The sequence below is a fragment of the Streptomyces sp. NBC_00569 genome (genome assembly GCF_036345255.1).
GTDB lineage: Bacteria > Actinomycetota > Actinomycetes > Streptomycetales > Streptomycetaceae > Streptomyces.
Genome location: NZ_CP107783.1, coordinates 6237377 through 6256649 on the forward strand (window position 1 = coordinate 6237377; position 19273 = coordinate 6256649).

The 19273-nt window shown below is 71.5% G+C and carries 19 protein-coding genes, 2 tRNA genes and 1 pseudogene; 11 read left to right on the top strand and 11 right to left on the bottom strand.

Annotation, left to right across the window (positions count from 1 at the left end; genetic code table 11):
- Positions 1-353: 353 nt before the first annotated feature.
- Both OHO83_RS28115 and OHO83_RS28120 read right to left on the bottom strand, forming a co-directional pair.
- A complete protein-coding gene (locus OHO83_RS28115) occupies positions 354-1064 on the bottom strand; it encodes a FadR/GntR family transcriptional regulator (protein WP_266670861.1) in 711 nt (236 codons plus the stop codon).
- 418 nt (positions 1065-1482) lie between these two features.
- Positions 1483-1556, bottom strand: a tRNA-Lys gene (locus OHO83_RS28120).
- Between the two features lie 185 nt (positions 1557-1741).
- Between OHO83_RS28120 and OHO83_RS28125 the strand changes: the two genes are divergently transcribed.
- The 7 genes from OHO83_RS28125 to OHO83_RS28155 all read left to right on the top strand — a co-directional run bounded on the left by OHO83_RS28125 (position 1742) and on the right by OHO83_RS28155 (position 8486).
- Positions 1742-3064 carry a peptidoglycan-binding protein gene (locus OHO83_RS28125; RefSeq protein WP_330279893.1) on the top strand — a complete coding sequence of 441 codons (1323 nt, stop codon included), beginning with the start codon at positions 1742-1744 and terminating at the stop codon, positions 3062-3064.
- A gap of 156 nt (positions 3065-3220) precedes the next feature.
- Positions 3221-4441: an SPFH domain-containing protein gene (locus OHO83_RS28130; RefSeq protein ID WP_330279894.1), complete on the top strand. Its 1221-nt coding sequence runs from the start codon at positions 3221-3223 to the stop codon at positions 4439-4441.
- Between the two features lie 11 nt (positions 4442-4452).
- Positions 4453-5088: a nucleoside/nucleotide kinase family protein gene (locus tag OHO83_RS28135; protein WP_266670855.1), complete on the top strand. Its 636-nt coding sequence runs from the start codon at positions 4453-4455 to the stop codon at positions 5086-5088.
- 103 nt (positions 5089-5191) lie between these two features.
- Positions 5192-5788 carry a lytic polysaccharide monooxygenase auxiliary activity family 9 protein gene (locus tag OHO83_RS28140; RefSeq protein WP_330279895.1) on the top strand — a complete coding sequence of 199 codons (597 nt, stop codon included), beginning with the start codon at positions 5192-5194 and terminating at the stop codon, positions 5786-5788.
- Between the two features lie 98 nt (positions 5789-5886).
- Entirely contained in the window at positions 5887-6327 is a 441-nt protein-coding gene (locus OHO83_RS28145) for a DUF3592 domain-containing protein (RefSeq protein WP_266670851.1), read from the top strand.
- 12 nt (positions 6328-6339) lie between these two features.
- The gene (locus tag OHO83_RS28150) at positions 6340-6765 is read left to right on the top strand and encodes a DUF3592 domain-containing protein (protein WP_329435057.1); all 426 of its coding nucleotides are present in this window, start codon (positions 6340-6342) and stop codon (positions 6763-6765) included.
- Positions 6766-6818: 53 nt separating this feature from the next.
- Entirely contained in the window at positions 6819-8486 is a 1668-nt protein-coding gene (locus tag OHO83_RS28155; protein WP_330279896.1) for an AMP-binding protein, read from the top strand.
- 23 nt (positions 8487-8509) lie between these two features.
- On the opposite strand, the gene OHO83_RS28160 is transcribed toward OHO83_RS28155, so the two are convergent.
- Positions 8510-9346 (bottom strand): NAD(P)H-binding protein, encoded by an 837-nt coding sequence (locus OHO83_RS28160; protein ID WP_266670845.1) that lies wholly within the window; start codon positions 9344-9346, stop codon positions 8510-8512.
- Positions 9347-9455: 109 nt separating this feature from the next.
- Here OHO83_RS28160 and OHO83_RS28165 point away from each other — a divergent pair.
- The 3 genes and pseudogenes from OHO83_RS28165 to OHO83_RS28175 form a co-directional block, all read left to right on the top strand.
- Positions 9456-9830, top strand: a pseudogene (locus tag OHO83_RS28165) (winged helix-turn-helix transcriptional regulator); the annotation flags it as partial.
- Positions 9831-9937: 107 nt separating this feature from the next.
- Entirely contained in the window at positions 9938-11203 is a 1266-nt protein-coding gene (locus tag OHO83_RS28170; RefSeq protein WP_330279897.1) for a sensor histidine kinase, read from the top strand.
- Positions 11188-11847, top strand: coding sequence for a response regulator (locus OHO83_RS28175; protein ID WP_266670841.1), 660 nt, complete (start codon positions 11188-11190; stop codon positions 11845-11847). Before OHO83_RS28170 ends, OHO83_RS28175 begins: the two co-directional genes overlap by 16 nt.
- Before the next feature lie 192 nt (positions 11848-12039).
- On the opposite strand, the gene OHO83_RS28180 is transcribed toward OHO83_RS28175, so the two are convergent.
- From OHO83_RS28180 to ehuB, 6 genes are all read right to left on the bottom strand, one after another.
- Positions 12040-12113, bottom strand: a tRNA-Lys gene (locus OHO83_RS28180).
- Positions 12114-12174: 61 nt separating this feature from the next.
- Positions 12175-12933, bottom strand: a complete 759-nt coding sequence (locus tag OHO83_RS28185; protein WP_266670839.1) for an IclR family transcriptional regulator — start codon at positions 12931-12933, stop codon at positions 12175-12177.
- 197 nt (positions 12934-13130) lie between these two features.
- Positions 13131-13946, bottom strand: coding sequence for an ectoine/hydroxyectoine ABC transporter ATP-binding protein EhuA (gene ehuA / locus OHO83_RS28190; RefSeq protein ID WP_266670837.1), 816 nt, complete (start codon positions 13944-13946; stop codon positions 13131-13133).
- On the bottom strand, positions 13936-14553 hold the full coding sequence (ehuD, locus tag OHO83_RS28195; RefSeq protein ID WP_266569388.1) for an ectoine/hydroxyectoine ABC transporter permease subunit EhuD: 618 nt from the start codon (positions 14551-14553) through the stop codon (positions 13936-13938). The genes ehuA and ehuD overlap by 11 nt, the downstream gene beginning before the upstream one ends.
- A gap of 47 nt (positions 14554-14600) precedes the next feature.
- Positions 14601-15347, bottom strand: a complete 747-nt coding sequence (ehuC, locus tag OHO83_RS28200) for an ectoine/hydroxyectoine ABC transporter permease subunit EhuC (RefSeq protein ID WP_266670835.1) — start codon at positions 15345-15347, stop codon at positions 14601-14603.
- Positions 15344-16261, bottom strand: coding sequence for an ectoine/hydroxyectoine ABC transporter substrate-binding protein EhuB (ehuB, locus tag OHO83_RS28205; protein ID WP_330279898.1), 918 nt, complete (start codon positions 16259-16261; stop codon positions 15344-15346). Before ehuB ends, ehuC begins: the two co-directional genes overlap by 4 nt.
- 109 nt (positions 16262-16370) lie before the next feature.
- On the opposite strand from ehuB, the gene OHO83_RS28210 reads away from it, so the two are divergent.
- Entirely contained in the window at positions 16371-16871 is a 501-nt protein-coding gene (locus tag OHO83_RS28210) for a DUF3830 family protein (RefSeq protein WP_329435065.1), read from the top strand.
- Here the strand turns inward: OHO83_RS28210 and OHO83_RS28215 are convergent.
- Positions 16858-18261, bottom strand: a complete 1404-nt coding sequence (locus OHO83_RS28215) for an amidase (protein ID WP_266670831.1) — start codon at positions 18259-18261, stop codon at positions 16858-16860. The genes OHO83_RS28210 and OHO83_RS28215 overlap by 14 nt on opposite strands.
- Before the next feature lie 57 nt (positions 18262-18318).
- Positions 18319-19206: a D-2-hydroxyacid dehydrogenase gene (locus OHO83_RS28220; protein WP_266676374.1), complete on the bottom strand. Its 888-nt coding sequence runs from the start codon at positions 19204-19206 to the stop codon at positions 18319-18321.
- Between the last annotated feature and the right edge of the window lie 67 nt (positions 19207-19273).

A 19273-nucleotide genomic window follows, 5' to 3' on the forward strand; every position in this document is an offset into this window, starting at 1 on the left:
GTTGCATGATGCCCCCCTCGGCATCGCTTCATGAACGGGGCCCCCACCCCTGAGTCGAGCCCACCCGGCGTCGGCCGGGTGCCGGTCCCAACTGCCGTGTTCCGCCTGCCTCATCGGAGCCAATGGCTCGAGGACAGGGTTCTATGCACGTCATCATGATCGCAAGGGCGATACGAAGCGAAACATGCTGTTTACCGGTCATACGTGCGATTTTGTACGCCTGTTGAGGCGAATGAGGCGCTCAGGTGTCGTTCACGGGGCGCGCGCCGGGGGCGCACGTGCGGCTCATCGGGCGCGCGCCGGGGTGTTCAGACGTTGCTCGCCGGGTGCTCGCCAGGTTGCTCAGGTGTTGCTCATGCGGTGCCTGTCGCGGTGCCCGTCGGGTTGCTCGCCGGGGTGCTCAGCCGGGTGCGGATGTCGCCGAAGTGCTCCCTTATGGCGCGCTCCGCACGCAGCGGGTCGCCGGAGCGCACCGCGTCGACGATCTCGCGGTGCTGGAGTCCGGTGACCTTCGGGTCGTGCGGGATGGCGACGAGGTCGGTGCGCACCCGGTGGAAGGCGTCCCAGAACGCCTCCATGACCTCGCCGAGCAGCGGGTTCCCGAGGCCGCGGTAGAGCGTCGCGTGGAAGGCGCGGTCGGTGCCCGGGCTCACGGCGCCGTCGGTGGCGGCCTCGGCGTCCATGCGGTCGACGAGGGTGTCCAGTTCGGCCAGGTCGGCCTCGGGAACGCGGCCGGCGAGGCGTGCGATGAGGCCGGTCTCGACGGCCTCGCGCAGTTCGAGGAGCTGGAGCAGGCTGTCCTCGCCGCGGTAGTGCCCGGCGACGGTGCGGAAGGTGAGCCCCTCGATCATGGGGGCCATGGACATCGGTCCGACGTAGGTGCCGAAGCCGTGCCGGATCTCCACGATGCCCATCGCCTGGAGGGCCTTGAGTGCCTCGCGCACGGAGTTCCGGCTGACGCCGAGGAGCTCCATCAACTCGGGCTCGGTGGGCAGGGAGGCACCGGACGGAAGCCGCCGGTCGATGATGAGCTTTTTGATCCGCTCCTGGAGGTCGCGCGCCATGGGCCCACGTTATCCGCAGGAGCGGCAGCCGTAGCCCCCCGAGCAGCAGAAAGGGCTCCATCACACGGGAGCCCGTCAATGGCGAAGGCCCCCCACTTGCGTGGAGGGCCTTCGCCTGTCTGTGCGCCGCCAGGGACTCGAACCCCGGACCCGCTGATGCTGTGTCTTTCCGGGGGGCGACCCCCGGGCCCCCGGCCGCCTTCGCCGCGTCGGAGTGGGCCCGTCAATGGCGAAGGCCCCCCACTTGCGTGGAGGGCCTTCGCCTGTCTGTGCGCCGCCAGGGACTCGAACCCCGGACCCGCTGATGCTGTGTCTTTCCGGGGGGCGACCCCCGGGCCCCCGGCCGCCTTCGCCGCGTCGGAGTGGGCCCGTCAATGGCGAAGGCCCCCCACTTGCGTGGAGGGCCTTCGCCTGTCTGTGCGCCGCCAGGGACTCGAACCCCGGACCCGCTGATTAAGAGTCAGCTGCTCTAACCAACTGAGCTAGCGGCGCCTGCTGACCTGGAGAACTCTACCCGAATCCCGAGGGTGCTCCGGACCACCACGCCTGTCCGTATCACCCTATTTATCCGGTAATGCATCATTCGGACCGTCAACATGCGATATCGCCAGAGAGTTGAGAGGCTTCCGTTTGTGCAGATTGTTGGACATTTCATTCTGGAGTGTGAGGGGAATCGCATGAAGGCTCCGGTGTTCGAGGAATTCGATCCTGCGAGCGACTGCGACTGCCCGGGGTGTCTTCACTGGCGGAGTGCCGCCCGGAGCTCCCGGTCGTCGCTGACGATCGGTCTCGGCGGCCACCCCGCCGCCCACGGTGCCCGGCGCGCCCTCGTCCTCGCGGCCGCGGCCGGCACGGTCGTCGGCGGGGCGCACGCGGTCCCCGCCGTCGCGTCCGACCACGGACCGGTCCGGCCGGGGCTGCCGTCCTCGGACGAGCCGCCTACCCCACAGGGCGGGTCGGGACCGCTGCACGGGCCGGCGGGCAGCGCGGCGGCGCCCCCGAAGCACGTGACCGGGCTTCCGGCCACGACCCGCGCGGCGATCGTCAATCGGGCCAAGCTCTGGCTCACCGCCAAGGTGCCCTACAGCATGGTGAAGTTCTGGAGCGACGGGTACCGGCAGGACTGCTCCGGCTTCGTCTCCATGGCGTGGAACCTCGGCAGCAACGAATGGACCGGAAGTCTCGGCAAGTTCGGGACGCGCATCACGCGCGACCAGCTCCAGCCCGGCGACATGCTGCTCTTCCACAATCCGTCGAACCCTCAGAAAGGCTCACACGTCGTCCTCTTCGGTGGCTGGACCGACTACACGCACACCTACTACGTGGCGTACGAGCAGACGCCGCCCAGAGCCCGCAAGCAGTCCACGCCCTATGCCTACTGGAGCAACTCGTCCAAATATGTGCCCTATCGCTACAAGGGGCTGAAGCAGGAGGAGAAGGCGGCCGGCGGTCCGGTGTCGACACAGTTCCCGGGCGCCAAGGCGTTCGGCGCCGGGGCGGACAACGCGAACGTCACGCGGCTCGGGAAGCTGCTCGTCGGCCGGGGCGGCGGGCGGTTCTACACGACCGGACCCGGGCCTCGCTGGGGTGAGGCCGACCGGCGTGCCACGCAGGCGTTCCAGCGCGCGCAGGGCTGGAGGGGCGCGAGCGCCGACGGCCTGCCCGGGCCCACGACCTGGGCCTATCTGGTCGGTGGCAAGGGCAAGAACATTCCGCCCCTCGCCGGCGCCGCGTCCGACCCCGGCTCTTCCGCGTCCAAGGTGCCGCCCTATCCCGGGCGCGGCAAGTTCCGGCCGGGCGCGAGCAACGCGCACGTCACCCAGCTCGGCAGGCAGCTGGTGAAGAAGGGGTTCGGCAAGCACTACACGAAGGGCCCGGGCCCCCGCTGGGGCGAGGGGGACCGGCGGGCCGTCGAGGCGTTCCAGCGGTCCCAGGGCTGGCGCGGCGGCGCGGCCGACGGCTACCCGGGGCCCGAGACCTGGCGGCGGCTCTTCTCGTGAACGCCCACCGGCCGGCCGCCGGCGGGGCGTGAGGTCCCGCCGGCCGCACGCGGCCCCGGGGGTGTGCGGCGACTCGCCTCGCCGCGCACCCCGACCCCTCCGGCTCTGCCGGGCCGGAGGTCATCGCGGATGTACGGATCCAGCACGGAGGCAGGGATGAGTACGACGACGGAGTGGCCGGAGGGGCCCGAGCTGCCCACGGAGGCCGACGGTGGCGGTGCGCGTGGCGGTCGCGGGGCGTCCGAGGGCGTTGGCGCCGTGGGCTTCGCCGAGCAGGGAACCGAGACGTCCGGCGGGTGGGACGCCCGGCTGATCCGCGGCGGGGCCACCACGCAGATCCCGGTCCATCTGCTGTCCCGGGACGGCCCCGCCCCCGTCTCGGTGCGGCTGCGGCCGGCCGTCGTCGGGCGCCGGCAGAGCGGCGGTGAGCAGCCGCGCGTCCCGCGCCGGTTGCCGCAGCGAACGCCCTCGCGCCCGGCGCCGGTCGTCGACCCGGACCTCGTCGAGCGCCCCGGGCGCGCGCTGCCCGGCGCGGTCGGTGTGCTCGGCGCTCTCGCGGGCGCGGTGGGCGGTGCCGCGTCGCTGTGGTGGGGCGGGGCACTGCCGCACATCACGACGCTGCCCGTCCCGGCGGGGGCGCAGCTCGGGCCCGTCCAGTGGGCGGCCGTCGCGGGCTCGGGCGCGCTCGGCCTGTTCGGGTTCGGCGGTCTCGCGCGCGGCGGGACCGGCAAGGCATGGGTGCTCACGCGCTTCGGCCGCTACCGCGGAACCGTCCGCCGCACCGGCCTGACCTGGGTGAACCCCCTGTTCCTGCGCCGCCGTACCGACGTACGCCTGCGGCACTGGCGCAGCGAGGCGATGCCGGCGGTCGACGCGAACGGGGTCGCCCTGCGTGTCGTCATCCTCGTCGTGTGGCGCATCAAGGACACCGCGCGCGCCGCGCTCGCCGTGGCGGACCACCAGGAGTATCTGCGCCAGTGCGTGGAGGCGGCGATGGCTCGGGTGCTTTCGCAGCTGCCGGCCGACGCCTTCCACCAGGACGCCCCGACCCTGCGCGACGCGGAGGCCGTCGGTGACGCGCTCACCCGGCAGCTCGCCGCCGACGTGGCGCCCGTCGGCATCGAGGTGTTCTCGGCGCAGCCGACGAGGATCGAGTATGCGCCCGAGGTCGCCGCCGCGATGCAGCGGCGGCGGATCGCGGCGCTCGACGCGCAGCACCGGGACAGCGTCCTGACGTCGGTGGTCGACTCGGTCGAGGACACGATGGCGCGGCTGACGACGCGCGGCCTGGTCGAGCTGGACGACTACGAACGCAAGGCGCTGGTCAAGGATCTGACGGTGGCGTTCTACACCGGCCGGGGCCGCGACGCGTCGTAGAGTCCCCGCCCATGGGGATCTCGAGACTGACGGCCGAGGCGTGGAAGCTCACCGGGTCGGGCCCGCGTGTCCTGCTGGGGATCGCGGGCCCGCCCGGCGCCGGGAAGTCCACGCTAGCGCGGGCCCTGGTCGAGCGGATCGGTGAGCAGGCCGCGTATCTGCCGCTCGACGGATTCCATCTGGCCAACGCCCAGTTGGAGCGCCTCGGGCTGACCGCGCGCAAGGGCTCCGAGCCGAGCTTCGACGTGCGGGGGTACGTGGCGCTGCTGCGCCGGGTCCTCGACGACACGGCCGCGGACATCTACGTACCCGATTACGACCGCACGTTGCACGAGCCCGTCGCCGCCCGGCATCTGGTGCCGCCCGCGGCCCGGCTCGTCGTGACCGAGGGGAACTATCTGGCGTGCGACCTGCCTGGCTGGCGGGAGGCGCGGGAGCTGATGGCGCGGTGCTGGTATGTCGAGGCTCCGGTGGATGTGCGTCAAGTACGGCTGGTGGAGCGGCAGTTGGCGGGCGGACGGGACGCGGCGGGGGCCCGTGCGTGGGTGGCCGGGAATGACGCGCCCAACGGCGAGCTGGTCGAGACCTCCCGGGGGAGATGCGACCGGATCCTCTCCACTATTGGTATGGACATGCCGTTGATATAGACACAGTCAACTGACGGCAATAATCTGTGCCTTGGTCTAGACCTGATGTAGCGCTGTGCGCACGGCTCACCGGAACTCCCCCACGTTCTCCAGGAGCGGCAGCATGCGAAAAAGGATCTACGCGGCCCTGCTCGGCCTCACCACGGCCGGGGCCTTCGTGCTCTCGTCGGGCGGCGCGAGCAGCCACGGCTACACCGACCTCCCCATCAGCCGGCAGAAGCTCTGCGCCAACGGCACCGTCACCGGATGCGGCAACATCCAGTGGGAGCCGCAGAGCGTCGAGGGCCCCAAGGGCTTCCCGGCGGCCGGCCCCGCCGACGGCACGATCTGTTCCGCGAACCACGGAGAGTTCGGCGCGCTCAACGGCGCCAAGGCTCCCGACGGCACCGCCTGGCCGACGACCAAGGTCACCGCGGGCGCGAGCCAGACCTTCCGCTGGCAGTTCACCGCGCGGCACTCCGCCACGGACTTCCGCTACTACATCACCAAGAACGGCTGGGACGACAGTAAGCCGCTGACCAGGGCGGACCTGGACACCGCGCCCTTCCTCACCGTCCCGTTCAGCGGCCAGCCCCCGGCCACCCTCTCGCACACCGGCACCCTGCCCTCCGGCAAGAGCGGCCACCACGTGATCCTCGCGGTGTGGACGATCGCGGACACGGCGAACGCCTTCTACGCGTGCTCGGACGTTCAGTTCTGAGCATGGCTTGAGGCTCCCGGGGCCTTCGCGCGGGTACGTTCCGTGCACGCCGTTCCGACCGGGGCGGCGTGCACGGAACGTGGTATCGGGGGATCGCCATGCAGGTGTTGTTCTTCATCGTGCCGGTGTTCATCGCGTCGGTGGCACTCTTCATGGCGGTGACGCTGACCCGCCGCACGATGCAGGTCAGAAGGGCCTGGGCGAGCGGTCTGACCGCGGAGGCCCGCTGCCTGCGCGCGTTCACCTCGACGAGGCGGGACGGCGACGGTCACCGGAGCACCACGCAGCACCACGTCTACGAGTTCACGGCAGGTGACGGACACCCCGTCAGGTTCGAGGAGACCAACGGGCCCGCGACCACCGTGCAGGGCGATGTCGTGACGGTGTACTACACCGCCGACCGCCCCGACCGTGCCACGGCGCACGCCCCGGCCCCGATGCGGGCCGCGGCGGGCATGATGTTCCTGCTGGGCTTCCTCGGCTTCGTCGTCGCCTTCTGCGTATTCTTCGTTTTCGTCGCCGCCGAGATGCCCTTCTGACCCGAGGCCCCCATGGATGCCGTCTTCCACATACTTTTCCCTGCCCTGATCCTCGTCCTGATCTGGGCCGGGTACGCGATCGTCCGCAGAAGCAACGAGCGGCAGGCCGCCTGGCGGAGCGGGCTGACCGCGCAGGCGCGGGTCGTCCGGGCCTATGTGACGGTCCAGGTGGTCAACAACATCGCCCGCCGGATCCAGTGGCACGAGTACGACTTCACCACCGCCGACCGGCGCGCGATCCGGTTCAAGGAGTCCGGCGGGCCGCCGAGCCGGGCCGCCGGTGACGAGGCGGTCGTCTACTACACGGTCCAGCAGCCCGACAAGGCCACCGCTTCGGAGCCGAGTCCCGGCAAGGACGCGTTCGGCATGATCTTCGGCCTCGTCGTCATCGTCGTGACCATCGGCATCCTCGTCAACGTCATGGTCCAGTACGGCTGATCCGCCGCCGGGGGTCTCCACTTCTGACGGTATGTCAATTATGGTGCGCGGTCATGGGTCCCCTGAGGCGTACCGTCGCGGAACTCGTACAGGAGCGGTGGGGCGACCACCGCCCGGGACTGTGGTGCGAGGACCAGGTCCTCAGCCATCACGAGGTGGCCGCGGGCGCCGCCGCCCGGGCCGCGCTCCTCGCCGACCTGCTGCCCCGGGGAGCCGATCCGCACCTCGGCGTACTCCTCGACAACACCCCGGAGTTCCCGCTCTGGCTGAGCGCCGCGGCCCTCGCGGGCGCCGCCGTCGCCGGTGTCAACCCGACCCGGCGCGGCCCCGAACTCGCCCGCGACATCCTGCACACCGACTGCCGTGTCCTCGTCACCGAGCGCGCCCATCTGCCGCTGCTCGACGGCCTCCGGCTCCCGGGCGTACGCATCCTGGTGACGGACACCGACGCGTACGCCGCACTGCTCGCGCCGTACGAGGGTGCCAAGCCCGATCCGGCCCGTGCCACCCCCGAAACCCGCATGCTGCTGTACTTCACCTCCGGCTCCACGGGTGCGCCCAAGGCCGCGATCTGCTCACAGGGGCGCCTGGCGGCCGCCGGGCAGTCCCTCGTCGGCCAGTTCGGGGTGCGCCGCGACGACGTCCACTACATCTGCATGCCACTCTTCCACGGCAACGCGGTGATCGCCGACTGGGCGCCGGCCGTCGCGGCGGGCGCGGGCGTGGCGCTGCGACGCCGGTTCTCGGCGTCGCGCTTCCTGGACGACGTACGCGCGTACGGAGCCACGTACTTCACCTATGTCGGGCGGGCCGTGCAGTACATCCTGGCCACCGACGAGCGCCCCGACGACCGGGACAACCCGCTGCGGGTCGGCTTCGGCACGGAGGCGGGTGCGGTGGACGCGGCGCGGTTCGCCGAGCGGTTCGGGGTGCGGCTCGTCGAGGGGTACGGGTCCTCCGAGGGCGGCGCCGCCATCCAGCGCTCGGCGGGGACGCCGGCCGGGGCGATAGGCCGGGCGACACCTGGGGACGACCTGGCCGTCGTCGACGCGGCCACCCGGCGGGAGTGCCCGCCCGCGGACTTCGATGCGGACGGGCGACTTCTCAACGGGGCTGTTGCGATAGGGGAGTTGGTCAACCGCGGCCGTACGCCCTTCGAGGGGTACTGGCGCAACGAGGACGCGTACGGGCAGCGGGTGCGGGACGGCTGGTACTGGACGGGGGACCTCTTCTACCGTGACCGCGAGGGGTTCCTGTACTTCGCGGGCCGCACCGACGACCGGCTGCGGGTCGACAGCGAGAACCTGGCGCCCGCGATGATCGAGAACATCCTCGCCCGGTACGTACACGCCGCCGCCGTCGCCGTGTACGGGGTGCCGGACCCGGTGGCCGGCGACCAGGTGATGGCGACGCTCGCCCTGCGCGGGACGGGTGCGGCCGGCCCCTTCGACCCGCTCGTCTTCGCCGAGTTCCTGCTGTCCCAGACGGACTTGGGGACGAAGATGGCGCCGCGCTTCGTCCGGATCGTGGAGCGGATGCCCGTCACCGCGACGAACAAGGTGCACCGGGTGGGGCTGCGCCGCGAGGGGTTCCGGTGTGCCGACCCCGTGTGGTGGCGGCCACCGGGGGAGAGCGGGTACCGGCGCCTCACCGATGCCGACGTCGTGGCGCTCACGGCGGAGTACGCGGCGCACGGGCGGTCGGAGCTGCTGGACCGGTGAGCCGGGCGCGCTCGTGGGACCCGTCAGGCGAAAGCCGCCGCGTTGCGGGCCGCCCACTGGGCGAACGTGCCGGGCTCGCGGCCGAGCAGGGTCCGCACGTCCGGGCTCACCCGCTGCTCTCCGGGGCGCGGCGAACCGAGGATGTCGAGCGTGCCGTCCACGACCGGCTCCGGCATGAACCGCGTCATGAAGGCGCGGGCCTCGGCGCGGCTCAGTTCGGTGAACCGCACCTCGGCGCCGATCGCCTCGCCGAGTGCCGCGGCCTGCTCGCGCGGTGAGACCGCCGCCGGTCCCGTCAGCTCGTAGGCCCGGCCCGCGTGACCGTCCTCGCGCAGCGCGACGGCCGCCGCCGCGGCGATGTCCGCCGGGTCGATCACCGGCAGCGCCACATCGGCGAACGGGGCGGCGACGGTGCGGTGGGCGCGTACGGAGTCGGCCCAGGCGAAGGCGTTCGAGGCGAATCCGCTGGGGCGCAGCAGCGTCCAGTCCAGGCCCGACTGGCGTACGGCCTCCTCGAACGCGTGCAGCGTGGTGTGCGAGACGGCGTCGGGCCGCGTCACCGCCCCCTGCGAGGAGAGCAGGACCACTCGGCGCACGCCGGCCGCCTTCGCCGCGTCGAGGACGGCGGCCGGCGGCTCCCCGGCCTGATGCAGTTCCGCGCCGATCAGCAGGAACAGCGCGTCGGCCCCCTCCAGCGCGGGCCGCAGACTCTCCGCGTCGCCGACGTCCGCCTGGACATGGCGTACGGGCAGGTCGGGCGCGAGGCGGCGCGATACAGCGGTGACCTGCTCGCCCGCGGCGGTCAGGGCGGCGACGAGCGGACGGCCGACGTTCCCGGTGGCACCCGTGACAACGATCATGTTCAACTCCCTTGTCCTGCGGGGGTCTTGGTGCCCCGCTCGGTTCTCGAAAGCTAGCATCCTGAGTAAAGTAGGTACCTAGAGGAAAGCGACTTCCCGGGAGGGCTGTATGAGCGGCAGTACGCGGTGGCAGGGCGGCGGGCCCGAGCAGGCCTGCCCGATCTCACCGGTCCTCGACATCGTCTTCAGCCGCTGGACCACGCCGATCCTGTGGGCGCTCAACGAGTACGGCACCCAGCGCTTCGTGCAGCTCCAGCGCGCCATCGGCACCATCACGCCGAAGGTGCTCACACAGCGCCTGCGGCAGATGGAGCGCGACGGACTCGTCGTGCGCACGTACTACCCGGAGGTGCCGCCCCGGGTCGAGTACGAGATCAGCGACCTGGGCCGCAGCCTCGCCCCGCTGTTCGCGATGCTCGCCGAGTGGTCGTCCGGACATCTGCCCCTGGTCGAGGAGGCCCGGCAGAGATTCGACGCGGGGGAGTCGACGGGGACGTCTCCGGCAACGGGGTCGACTCCGGTCACGGGGCCGTCCCTCACGAGGGGGTCGTCCCCGGCCGCCGGGCGCTCTCCTGCTGCCGGCCCCGCCCGGTGACCTCTCTCGCCGCCTCCCTGCGTGACCCCTCCTACCTGCGCGGCAGTGCCCCGTGGCGCGCCGCCGGGTATCTCGCGGGAGGGGTGCTCGTCGGGGCGCCGCTCCTGGTCGCTTTCGTGACGCTCGGCGTCGCGGGCGCCGCGCTCTCCCTCGTCCTCGTGGGGCTGCCGCTGCTCGCCCTGCTCGCGCTCGCCGGGGTCCCGGTCGGGGCGCTGGAGCGACGGCGGCTGCGGCCCCTGACCGGGCAGGCGGCGCCCAGCCCGCACCGCACCCCGGCCGAGCCCGGCGCCACGGCCTGGCTGCGGCTGCGCCTCGGTGAACAGGCGACCTGGCGTGAACTCGCCCATGCCGTGCTCCTCGCGTTCGTCCTGTGGCCGCTCGACCTGCTGGTCCTGGCCTGCACGATCGGCCTGGCGGGAGCGCTGGCGGCGGCGCCGCTGCAGCTCGCGAGCGCCGGACACGACACCCGGGTCGTGAAGCTCTGGCTCATCGACTCGTACGGGCAGGGCGCCCTGTGCACCGTCGCCGGGCTCGCCCTGCTCGCGGTGCTCCTCTACCCGCTCGGCGCCTACGCCGCGGCCCGGGGCGCGCTCGCCCGGCTGCTGCTCGCGCCCCGCGAGACGGAGGAGGAGGCGCGGCTCACGGAGGTCACCAGGTCGCGGGCGCGCCTGGTCGCCGCGTTCGAGGCCGAGCGGCGCCGCATCGAGCGCGACCTGCACGACGGTGCCCAACAGCGCCTGGTCGCCCTCACGATGAGCCTCGGACTCGCCCGCCTCGACGCCCCCGCGACGGGACCGCTCGCCGAACGCATCGCCGCCGCGCACGACGAGGCCGGCCACGTCCTCGTGGAGCTACGGGAGTTGATCCACGGCATCCATCCCCAGGTCCTCGCCGACTACGGGCTTGCGGCCGCCCTCGACGACGCCGCCGACCGCTCGGCCGTCCCCGTCGACACCCGCATCGAACTGCCCCGGCTGCCCGGACCCGTCGAGTCCGCCGCCTACTTCGCGGTGTGCGAGGCCCTCGCCAACACCGCCAAGCACAGCGGCGCCACCCGCGCGCGGCTGACCGCACGCCACGAGCGCGGCCGCCTCGTCATCGACGTGCACGACGACGGGGGCGGCGGCGCCGACCCCTCGCGCGGCAGCGGGCTCACCGGACTCGCCGACCGGCTCGCCGTCCTCGATGGCACACTGACGATCACCAGCCCGGCCGGCGGGCCGACCGCACTGTCCCTGGAGATTCCGTGCCCAGCGCTCTGAGAGTGGTCCTCGCCGAGGACGCCGTGCTGCTGCGCGAGGGCCTCGTGGGCCTGCTCGCCCGGTTCGGGCACGAGGTGGTCGCCGCGGTCGGTGACGCGGACGCGCTGCGCACCGCCGTCGCCGAGCACACGCCGGACCTCGTCCTCACCGACGTACGGATGCCGCCCGGCTTCCAGGACGAGGGCCTGCGCGCCGCGCTCGCCCTGCGCGCGGACCGCCCCGGCCTGCCGGTCCTGGTCCTCAGTCAGTACGTGCAGCGCTCGTACGCGGCCGAGCTCCTCGACACGGGCGATGGCACCGGCGTCGGCTATCTGCTCAAGGACCGTGTCGGGCAGGTCGAGCAGTTCGTCGAGGCGGTGGAACGGGTTGCCTCCGGCGGCACGGTCGTCGACCCCGAAGTGGTACGCCAGCTGCTGCGCCGTCGCCGCGACCCCCTGGAGCGCCTCACCCCGCGCGAGCGCGAGGTCCTCGCCCTGGTCGCCGAGGGCAGGTCGAACGGCGCGATCGCCCGGGACCTGGTGGTGAGCGAGGCCGCGGTCGGCAAGCACATCGGCAACATCCTGGGAAAACTGGACCTGCCACCGGCCGACGACTCGGACACCCATCGAAGGGTGCTGGCGGTGCTGGCGTACCTGCGGGCGTAAAGAACGAAGGCCCCCCACTTGCGTGGAGGGCCTTCGCCTGTCGGTGCGCCGCCAGGGACTCGAACCCCGGACCCGCTGATGCTGTGTCTTTCCGGGGGGCGACCCCCGGACCCCCAGCCGCATTCGCCGCGTCGGAGTGGGTCCGTCAATGGCGAAGGCCCCCCACTTGCGTGGAGGGCCTTCGCCTGTCGGTGCGCCGCCAGGGACTCGAACCCCGGACCCGCTGATTAAGAGTCAGCTGCTCTAACCAACTGAGCTAGCGGCGCCTGCTGACTCGAAAATAATACCTGGTCCTGAGGGGTGCTTCGCACACCCCGGCTGTGGGTCCTAGATCGCCAGGGAGAGCAGGACCGGGGCCGCCCCGCGGTTCAGCGTGTCCGCCGCGTGGTGCAGGCGGTGGGCGTGCTCGATCGGGAGGGACAGCGCCAGCGCGCCCACCGAGGAGCCTGCCGTGATCGGGACGGCCGCGCACACCGTGCCCACCGCGTACTCCTGGAGGTCGAGGACCGGCACCGTCGCGGGCTGGGCGTCGAGCCTGGAGAGCAGGACGCGCTCGTTCGTGATCGTGCGCGAGGTGAGGCGGGCCATCTTGTGGCGGGAGAGGTGGTCGCGCCGCCCGTTGAGGTCGAGCTGGCCGAGGAGGCTCTTGCCGATCGCGCTGGCGTGCGCCGCGGAGCGGAAGTCCACCCACTCGTTGACCGCGGGGGTCGTGGGGTCCTGGGCGAACTGGGTGATGCGGATCTCGCCGTCCACGTACCGGCTGAGATAGACCGCCGCGCCCACCGTCTCGCGCAGCCGGTCGAGGGTGCGCTGGAGGCTCGAGGCGAGCGCGTCCGCGCGGCCCTGCGCCGAGCCGAGGCTGGTCAGCGTCTCGCCCGTGACGTACGCGCCGTCGGAGGCCTGTTCCACGTACCCCTCGCGGCGCAGCATGCGCAGCAGTGGGGTGAGCCGGTCGGCGGGGAGCCCGGTCTCGTTGCTGAGCTCGGTGCCGGTGACGCCGACGCCGCGTCGCGCGACGGTTTCGAGCACACGAAGGGCGTGCTGCACCGAGTGGTGCTGCGCGATCGGCTCGTGCTTCAGCGCCACGGTATCCCCCTGCAAGGACCGGTTCCGGACAGCTGGCCTCGGTCCACGATAGCCGTCAAGGGGCCTTTGTGGGGCGCCTGTTGGCGACTTTGGTGGCGCGCTCCGGGGCTGTCAGCAGGAACGCGCCACCCTGGCATATGCCAAAGTCATGCCCCAGGTTCGGGACCTCGGTGCTTATCGGCCCTCACCGGCCGTGGTCACAGGACCGCGCTGAGAAATTCCCGCGTCCGCTCGTGCTCCGGATCGCTGAAGATCTTCTCCGGCGACCCGGATTCGATGACCCGGCCCGCGTCGAACATCAGGACCTGGTCCGAGATGTCACGGGCGAAGTTCATCTCGTGGGTCACGCAGAGCATCGTGATGTCCGTGGTGTGCGCGATGTCGCGCAGCACGTCCAGGACACCGGCGACGAGCTCCGGGTCGAGCGCGGAGGTGACCTCGTCGAGGAGCAGCACCTGCGGTCGCATCGCGAGGGCGCGCGCGATGGCGACGCGCTGCTGCTGGCCGCCGGAGAGCTGCGTCGGATACGCGTCGCAGCGGTCGCCGAGACCGACCATGTCGAGCAGCTCGCGGGCGCGCTGCTCCGCCTCGTCCTTGGAGAGGCCGAGCACGGTGACCGGCGCCTCCATGATGTTGCGCAGGACCTTCATGTTCGGGAAGAGGTTGAACTGCTGGAAGACCATCCCGATGTTCTTGCGGACCTCGCGGATGTGCTTCTCGCCGGCCGGGACGAGCTGGCCGGCCTTCTCCTCGTGCGTGAGGTAGTCGCCGTTGACCTTGATCGTGCCCTCGTCGGGCTTGATCAGGGTCATCAGGAGCCGCAGGATCGTCGTCTTGCCGGAGCCCGACGGGCCGATCAGCGTGACGTGCTTGCCGGAGTCGACGGAGAAGTCGAGCTCGTCGAGGACGGTGTTGCCGCCGAAGCGCTTGACGACCTTGTCGAAGCGGATCAGCTCGCTGCCGTCCACCTTGGGGTTCGGCTGGTCTGTGGGGAGGTTCGCGTCAGCGGACAAGACGTCGCTCCAGGGCTCGGAGGAGGAGGGAGGAGGGGTAGGCGATGACGATGAAGGCGACACCCACGACGGTCAGGGCCTCCGTGTACTGGAAGGTCTGGGCCGCTTCCAGGCGGGACCGCTGAAGCAGTTCGAGCACGCCGATCCCGGCGAGCAGCGGGGTGTCCTTCAGCATCGCGATCACGTAGTTGCCGAGCGCCGGGATCACGCGGCGGATGGCCTGCGGCAGGATCACCGCCGTCCACGTCCTGCGGTACGGCAGGCTCAGCGCCCGTGCCGCCTCCCACTGGCCGGCGGGCACGGCCTCGATGCCCGCGCGGTAGACCTGCGCGGTGTACGTCGAGTAGTGCAGGCCGATGGCGACGATGCCGGTGGTCAGGGCGGAGAACTGGATGCCCCACTCCGGCAGCACGAAGTACAGGAAGAAGAGCTGCACGAGCAGCGGGGTGTTGCGGATGAACTCGGTGACGATGCCCACCGGCCAGCGCACGAAGCGCGTCGGGGCGCGGAAGGCGATGGCCCAGACCAGGCCGAGGCTGAAGGAGATCAGCGAGCCGAGGACGAGGGCCTGGAGCGTGACGAGCACGCCGTCCCAGAAGTGCGGCATGAAGTCGGCGACGGCCGACCAGTCCCAGGTGCCGGATGCGGTGGTGATCACGCGCCGCCACCTCCCGCGCTGGTGGGAACGGGAGCGGTCTCCGTCGTCTGACGGATGTTGAGCTTGCGCATGAGGCCGGTTCCCGGGTCGGGGCGCCGGCCTAGGCCGGCCTTGGTCTTGCGCTCGAGCGCGCGCATCCCGCGCGTGAGCAGGAACGCGATCACGAAGTAGATGACCAGGGTGATCGCGTAGATCTGGGCGCTCTCCTGGGTGGCGAGGCGCACCAGGTACGCGGCGAACGAGACGTCACCGATGCCGAGCAGCGAGACCAGGGCGGTGCCCTTGAGGAGCTCGACCAGCAGGTTCGAGAACGGCGGGATCATCTCCGGCACGGCCTGCGGCAGCAGGATCAGCCGCATCCGCTGCCAGGGGGTGAAGCTCAGCGCGACCCCCGCTTCGCGCTGGGCGGGCGCCACGGCGTTGAGCGCGCCGCGCACCACCTCGGCGCCGTACGCGCCGTAGGACAGGCCGAGCGCCAGGACCGCGGCCCACATCGGGACCAGCGACCAGCCGGCGAGCTGCGGCAGCACGAAGAAGATCCAGAACATCAGGATCAGGGCCGACGTGCCGCGGAAGACCTCGGTGTAGAAGCCGGCGAGGAAGCGCACGATCTTCAGCCGGTGCGTGCGGGCCATGCCCACCCCGAAGGCGACGACGGTCGCGAGGGCCGCGCTGTACACGGTGAGCTGGATCGTGATCCAGATGCCCGGAAGGACCCAGTGTTCCCACAGTCCCGCTGTCATTTGCACAGCTCCTCTGCGGTCAGCTTCGTCATCTCGGCCTGGGTGAAGCCGAACGGCCGCAGGATGCGGAAGAGCTCGCCGCTCGCCTTCATCTTGTGGATCTCCTTGTTGAAGGCGTCGCGCATCTGGGTGTCGTTCGAGCGGAACGTGAATCCGCCGCCGTCGATGTGCTTCTTGCCTCCGACCAGGGGAGCGAACGGCTCGGTGTGCTCGGCCCTGCGGCTCTTCTTCGTCACCTCGCGCGTGGTGAGGGCGGTGCCGGCGAACACGTCGATGCGTCCCGCCTCCACGGCGTTCAGGCCGGCGACCTGGTCCTGGAGGATGACGATGTCGCTCTCCTTGTAGCCCGCCTCGACCGCGTAGGCGATCTCCGCGTAGCCGGTGCCCGTGCCGAACTTCGCCTTCGCCTTCACGCAGTCCGCGTAGTCGTGCAGGTCCTTCGGGTTGCCCTTGCGGACGATGAAGGAGTCGAGCATCTGGTACTCGGGGTCCGAGAAGATGACCTGCTGGCAGCGCTCCTTGTTGATGTACATCCCGGCCGACACCACGTCGAACTGCTGGGTCTGCAGGCCGGGTATCAGGGAGCTGAAGTCGGTCGCGACGGGCTGGACATGGCCGACACCGAGCCGTTTGAAGATGACCTTGGCGAGTTCGACGGCCTCACCCGTGAACTTTCCGCTGTCGTCGATGTAGCCGTAGGGCACCTCGCCCGCGATCCCCAGACGCACCGTCCCCTGGGCCTGGAGGCGCGCGAGCGTGTCGCCGTCCGGTACGCGGCTGCAACCCGCGGCCCCGACGGCGCCGGCCGCGCCGAGAGCGGTGGCACCGATGAGCAGAGATCGTCGGCGTATGCCCTTTCTGTTGGCTTCTAGGCTTCGTGTTCCTTCTGTGACGTTCCAAATAGGTGGAGCCATGGGCGCGCGGCTACCCGACTCGACACGACCTATGCGTATCAATTCAAGCCCCTGATGCGAGCGGGGCGCCCTTGACCCAGGGGGGAGCATGGGGCTGAACATGGAGGGCATGGCCGACCGATACATCGAAGTCTCCCTCGCCAAGCGGGGAGTTCAGTGCACGGCAAAGCTGCTCGACGACCGCGCTCCGCTGACTTGCGCGGCGGTGTGGGACGCGCTTCCACTGGGCTCCGACGTCTACCACGCGAAATACGCGCGCAACGAGATCTACGCCCTTTTCCCGGCATTCGCGGACCGGGAGCCACCTCTGGAGAATCCGACCATCACCCCCATTCCGGGGGACCTCTGCTATTTCTCCTTTTCCGGTACGGAACTGGGGACCCAGGCATACGGCTATGAATCCGGCGCCGAGCTCAGGCCCGGCGCGGCCGTCGTCGACCTCGCCCTCTTCTACGAGCGCAACAACCTGCTGATCAACGGCGACGTCGGCTGGGTCCCCGGCATCGTCTGGGGCCAGGTCGTGGAAGGCCTCGACCGGATGGCCGAGGCCTGCCAGGACCTGTGGCGCGGCGGCGCGCTGGGCGAGACGCTCGCGTTCAGGCGGGCGTAGGCGCCGGAATCCCGGCGATCCCCGCCTCGTACAAGGTGTGCGCGGCACGCAGGACCAGTGCGTCCGCGTGCCGCGCGCCGACGATCTGAAGGCCCACCGGAAGCCCGTCCGCGTCCACCCCGACCGGGACGGTCGCCGCCGGCTGCTGCGTCAGGTTGAACGGGTACGTGAACGGCGTCCACCCCGTCCAGCGCCGCAGCCCCGACCCCTTGGGCACCTCGACGCCCGCCTCGAACGCCGTCAGCGGCAGCGTCGGCGTCACCAGCAGGTCGTACGACGAGTGGAACCGGCCCATCCGCCGGCCGAGTTCGGCCCGCACGTCGACCGCGGCGAGATAGGTGAGCGCGCTGACCCCGGACCCCTGCGCACAGATCTCGCGAAGGCCCGGATCGAGGAGGGCGCGCTGTGCGGGCGACAGGTTCTGCGTCACCCGTGCCGCCCCGCTGAACCACAGGGTGTGGAACGCCTCGACCGGGTCCGTGACGTCCGGATCGGCCTCCTCCACGTACGCCCCGAGCCCGGCGAGCCCCTCCACCGCCTTGCGGACCGCCGCCGCGACCGCCGGCCGCACCGCGACCTGCCCGCCGAACGACGGCGAGAACGCGACGCGCAGGCCCCGCACCCCGCCCCGCAGCCCGTCGCGGAAGCCGCTCCCGACCGGGCCGAGCTGCGACCAGTCACGCCAGTCCGCGCCCGTGATCACGTCCATCATCAGCGCCGCGTCGGCCGCGTCCCGTGTCATCGGCCCCACATGCGCGAGGGTCCCGAACGCGGACGCGGGATAGAGCGGCACGCGCCCGTACGTCGGCTTCAGACCGAAGATCCCGCAGAATGCCGCCGGGATCCGCACCGATCCGCCGCCGTCGGTGCCCAGCGACAGCGGGCCCGCGCCGAGCGCCACCGCCGCCGCGCTGCCGCCGCTCGATCCGCCCGAGGTGCGCGAGACGTCGTACGGATTGCGGGTCACGCCCGACAGCGGCGAGTCCGTGACGCCCTTCCAGCCGAACTCCGGCGTCGTCGTGCGGCCCACGAACACGGCACCGTGCTCGCGCAGCCGCGCCACGGACGGCGCGTCCTCCTCCCACGCGCCCTCGGCGCGCACCGTGCGCGAGCCGCGCAGCGTCGGCCCGCCGCGCATCAGCAGGATGTCCTTCACCGACACCGGGACCCCGTCCACCAGGCCCTGCGGCTCACCTCTGCGCCAGCGCTCCGCGCTCGCCTCCGCCTGCGCGAGGGCGGTCTCCGCGTCGAGCCGCACGAAGGCGTTGACCGCGGGATCCACCTCCTCGATGCGGCGCAGGACGGCCCGCGTGGCATCGACGGGGCTGAACCCGCCCTTGCGATAGCCGTCGACGAGCGCTTCCGCGGTCAGCTCGGTGAGCTCGGTCATCCGCTCTCCTCAGGTCGATCCGGGAGTGCCGATCCGAGGCGTGATCCTCCGGATCGGTCAGTGTCCGGGGACATACCCACGTTTCTTGTCGACCACGTTCGGAAGGGGCTCCCCGGACGCCCACTTCTCGTAGAACTCCACGAACTGGCGCGACAGTTCGTCCCGCCAGCCGACCGTGTCGCCGCTCATGTGCGGGGAGACGATCAGGCCGGGCGCGGTCCACAGGGCGCTGTCCTGGGGCAGCGGCTCGTGCTCGAACACGTCGAGCGCGGCGCCCGCGATCCACCGCTTGGCCAGCGCGTCCGCGAGATCGTCCTCGACGACGAGCTGCCCTCGGCCCACGTTGATGAAGCGGGCGGACGGCTGCATCATCCCGAAGAGCCGCGCGTCGAACATGCCGCGCGTGTCGTCGGTCAGCGGCGCCGCGCACACCACCCAGTCCGCGCGGGCCATCAGCCGGCCGAGATCCGCCGGCCCGTGCACGCCGGCCCGCGCGGTGCGCCCGACGAGCGCCGTCGTGATCCCGAGCGCCTTCAGCGTCGTGACGATCGCCCGGCCGATCGGCCCGGAACCCACGACGCACGCCCGGGTACCCGCGACGCGCTGCGTCTCGCGGTGGCGCCATGCGCGCTCGCCCTGGAGGGCGAGCGTGCGCGGCAGGTCCTTCGCCATGGCGAGGACGAGCGCGCCGACGTACTCGGCGATCGGCTGGTCGAAGACGCCGCGCGCGTTCGTCACGACCGTGTCCGACGCGGCGAGTTCCGGGCACATCAGACGGTCGACGCCCGCGCTCGCGGTGTGCACCCAGCGCGGGCGCGGGCCCTCGCCGGGCCAGGCGCGGCGCACCGCGTCGGACAGGAAGTCCCAGACGAGCAGCACGTCGGCCGAGGGGAGTTGAGAGGCGAGCGTCGACTCGTCGGCGTGCACGACATGCGCCCGTCCCATGAGCCGGCCCAGGCGCGGCGGGGGGTCGTCGTCGAGTACCAGCAGGGTCACTTCAGACACATTCGCT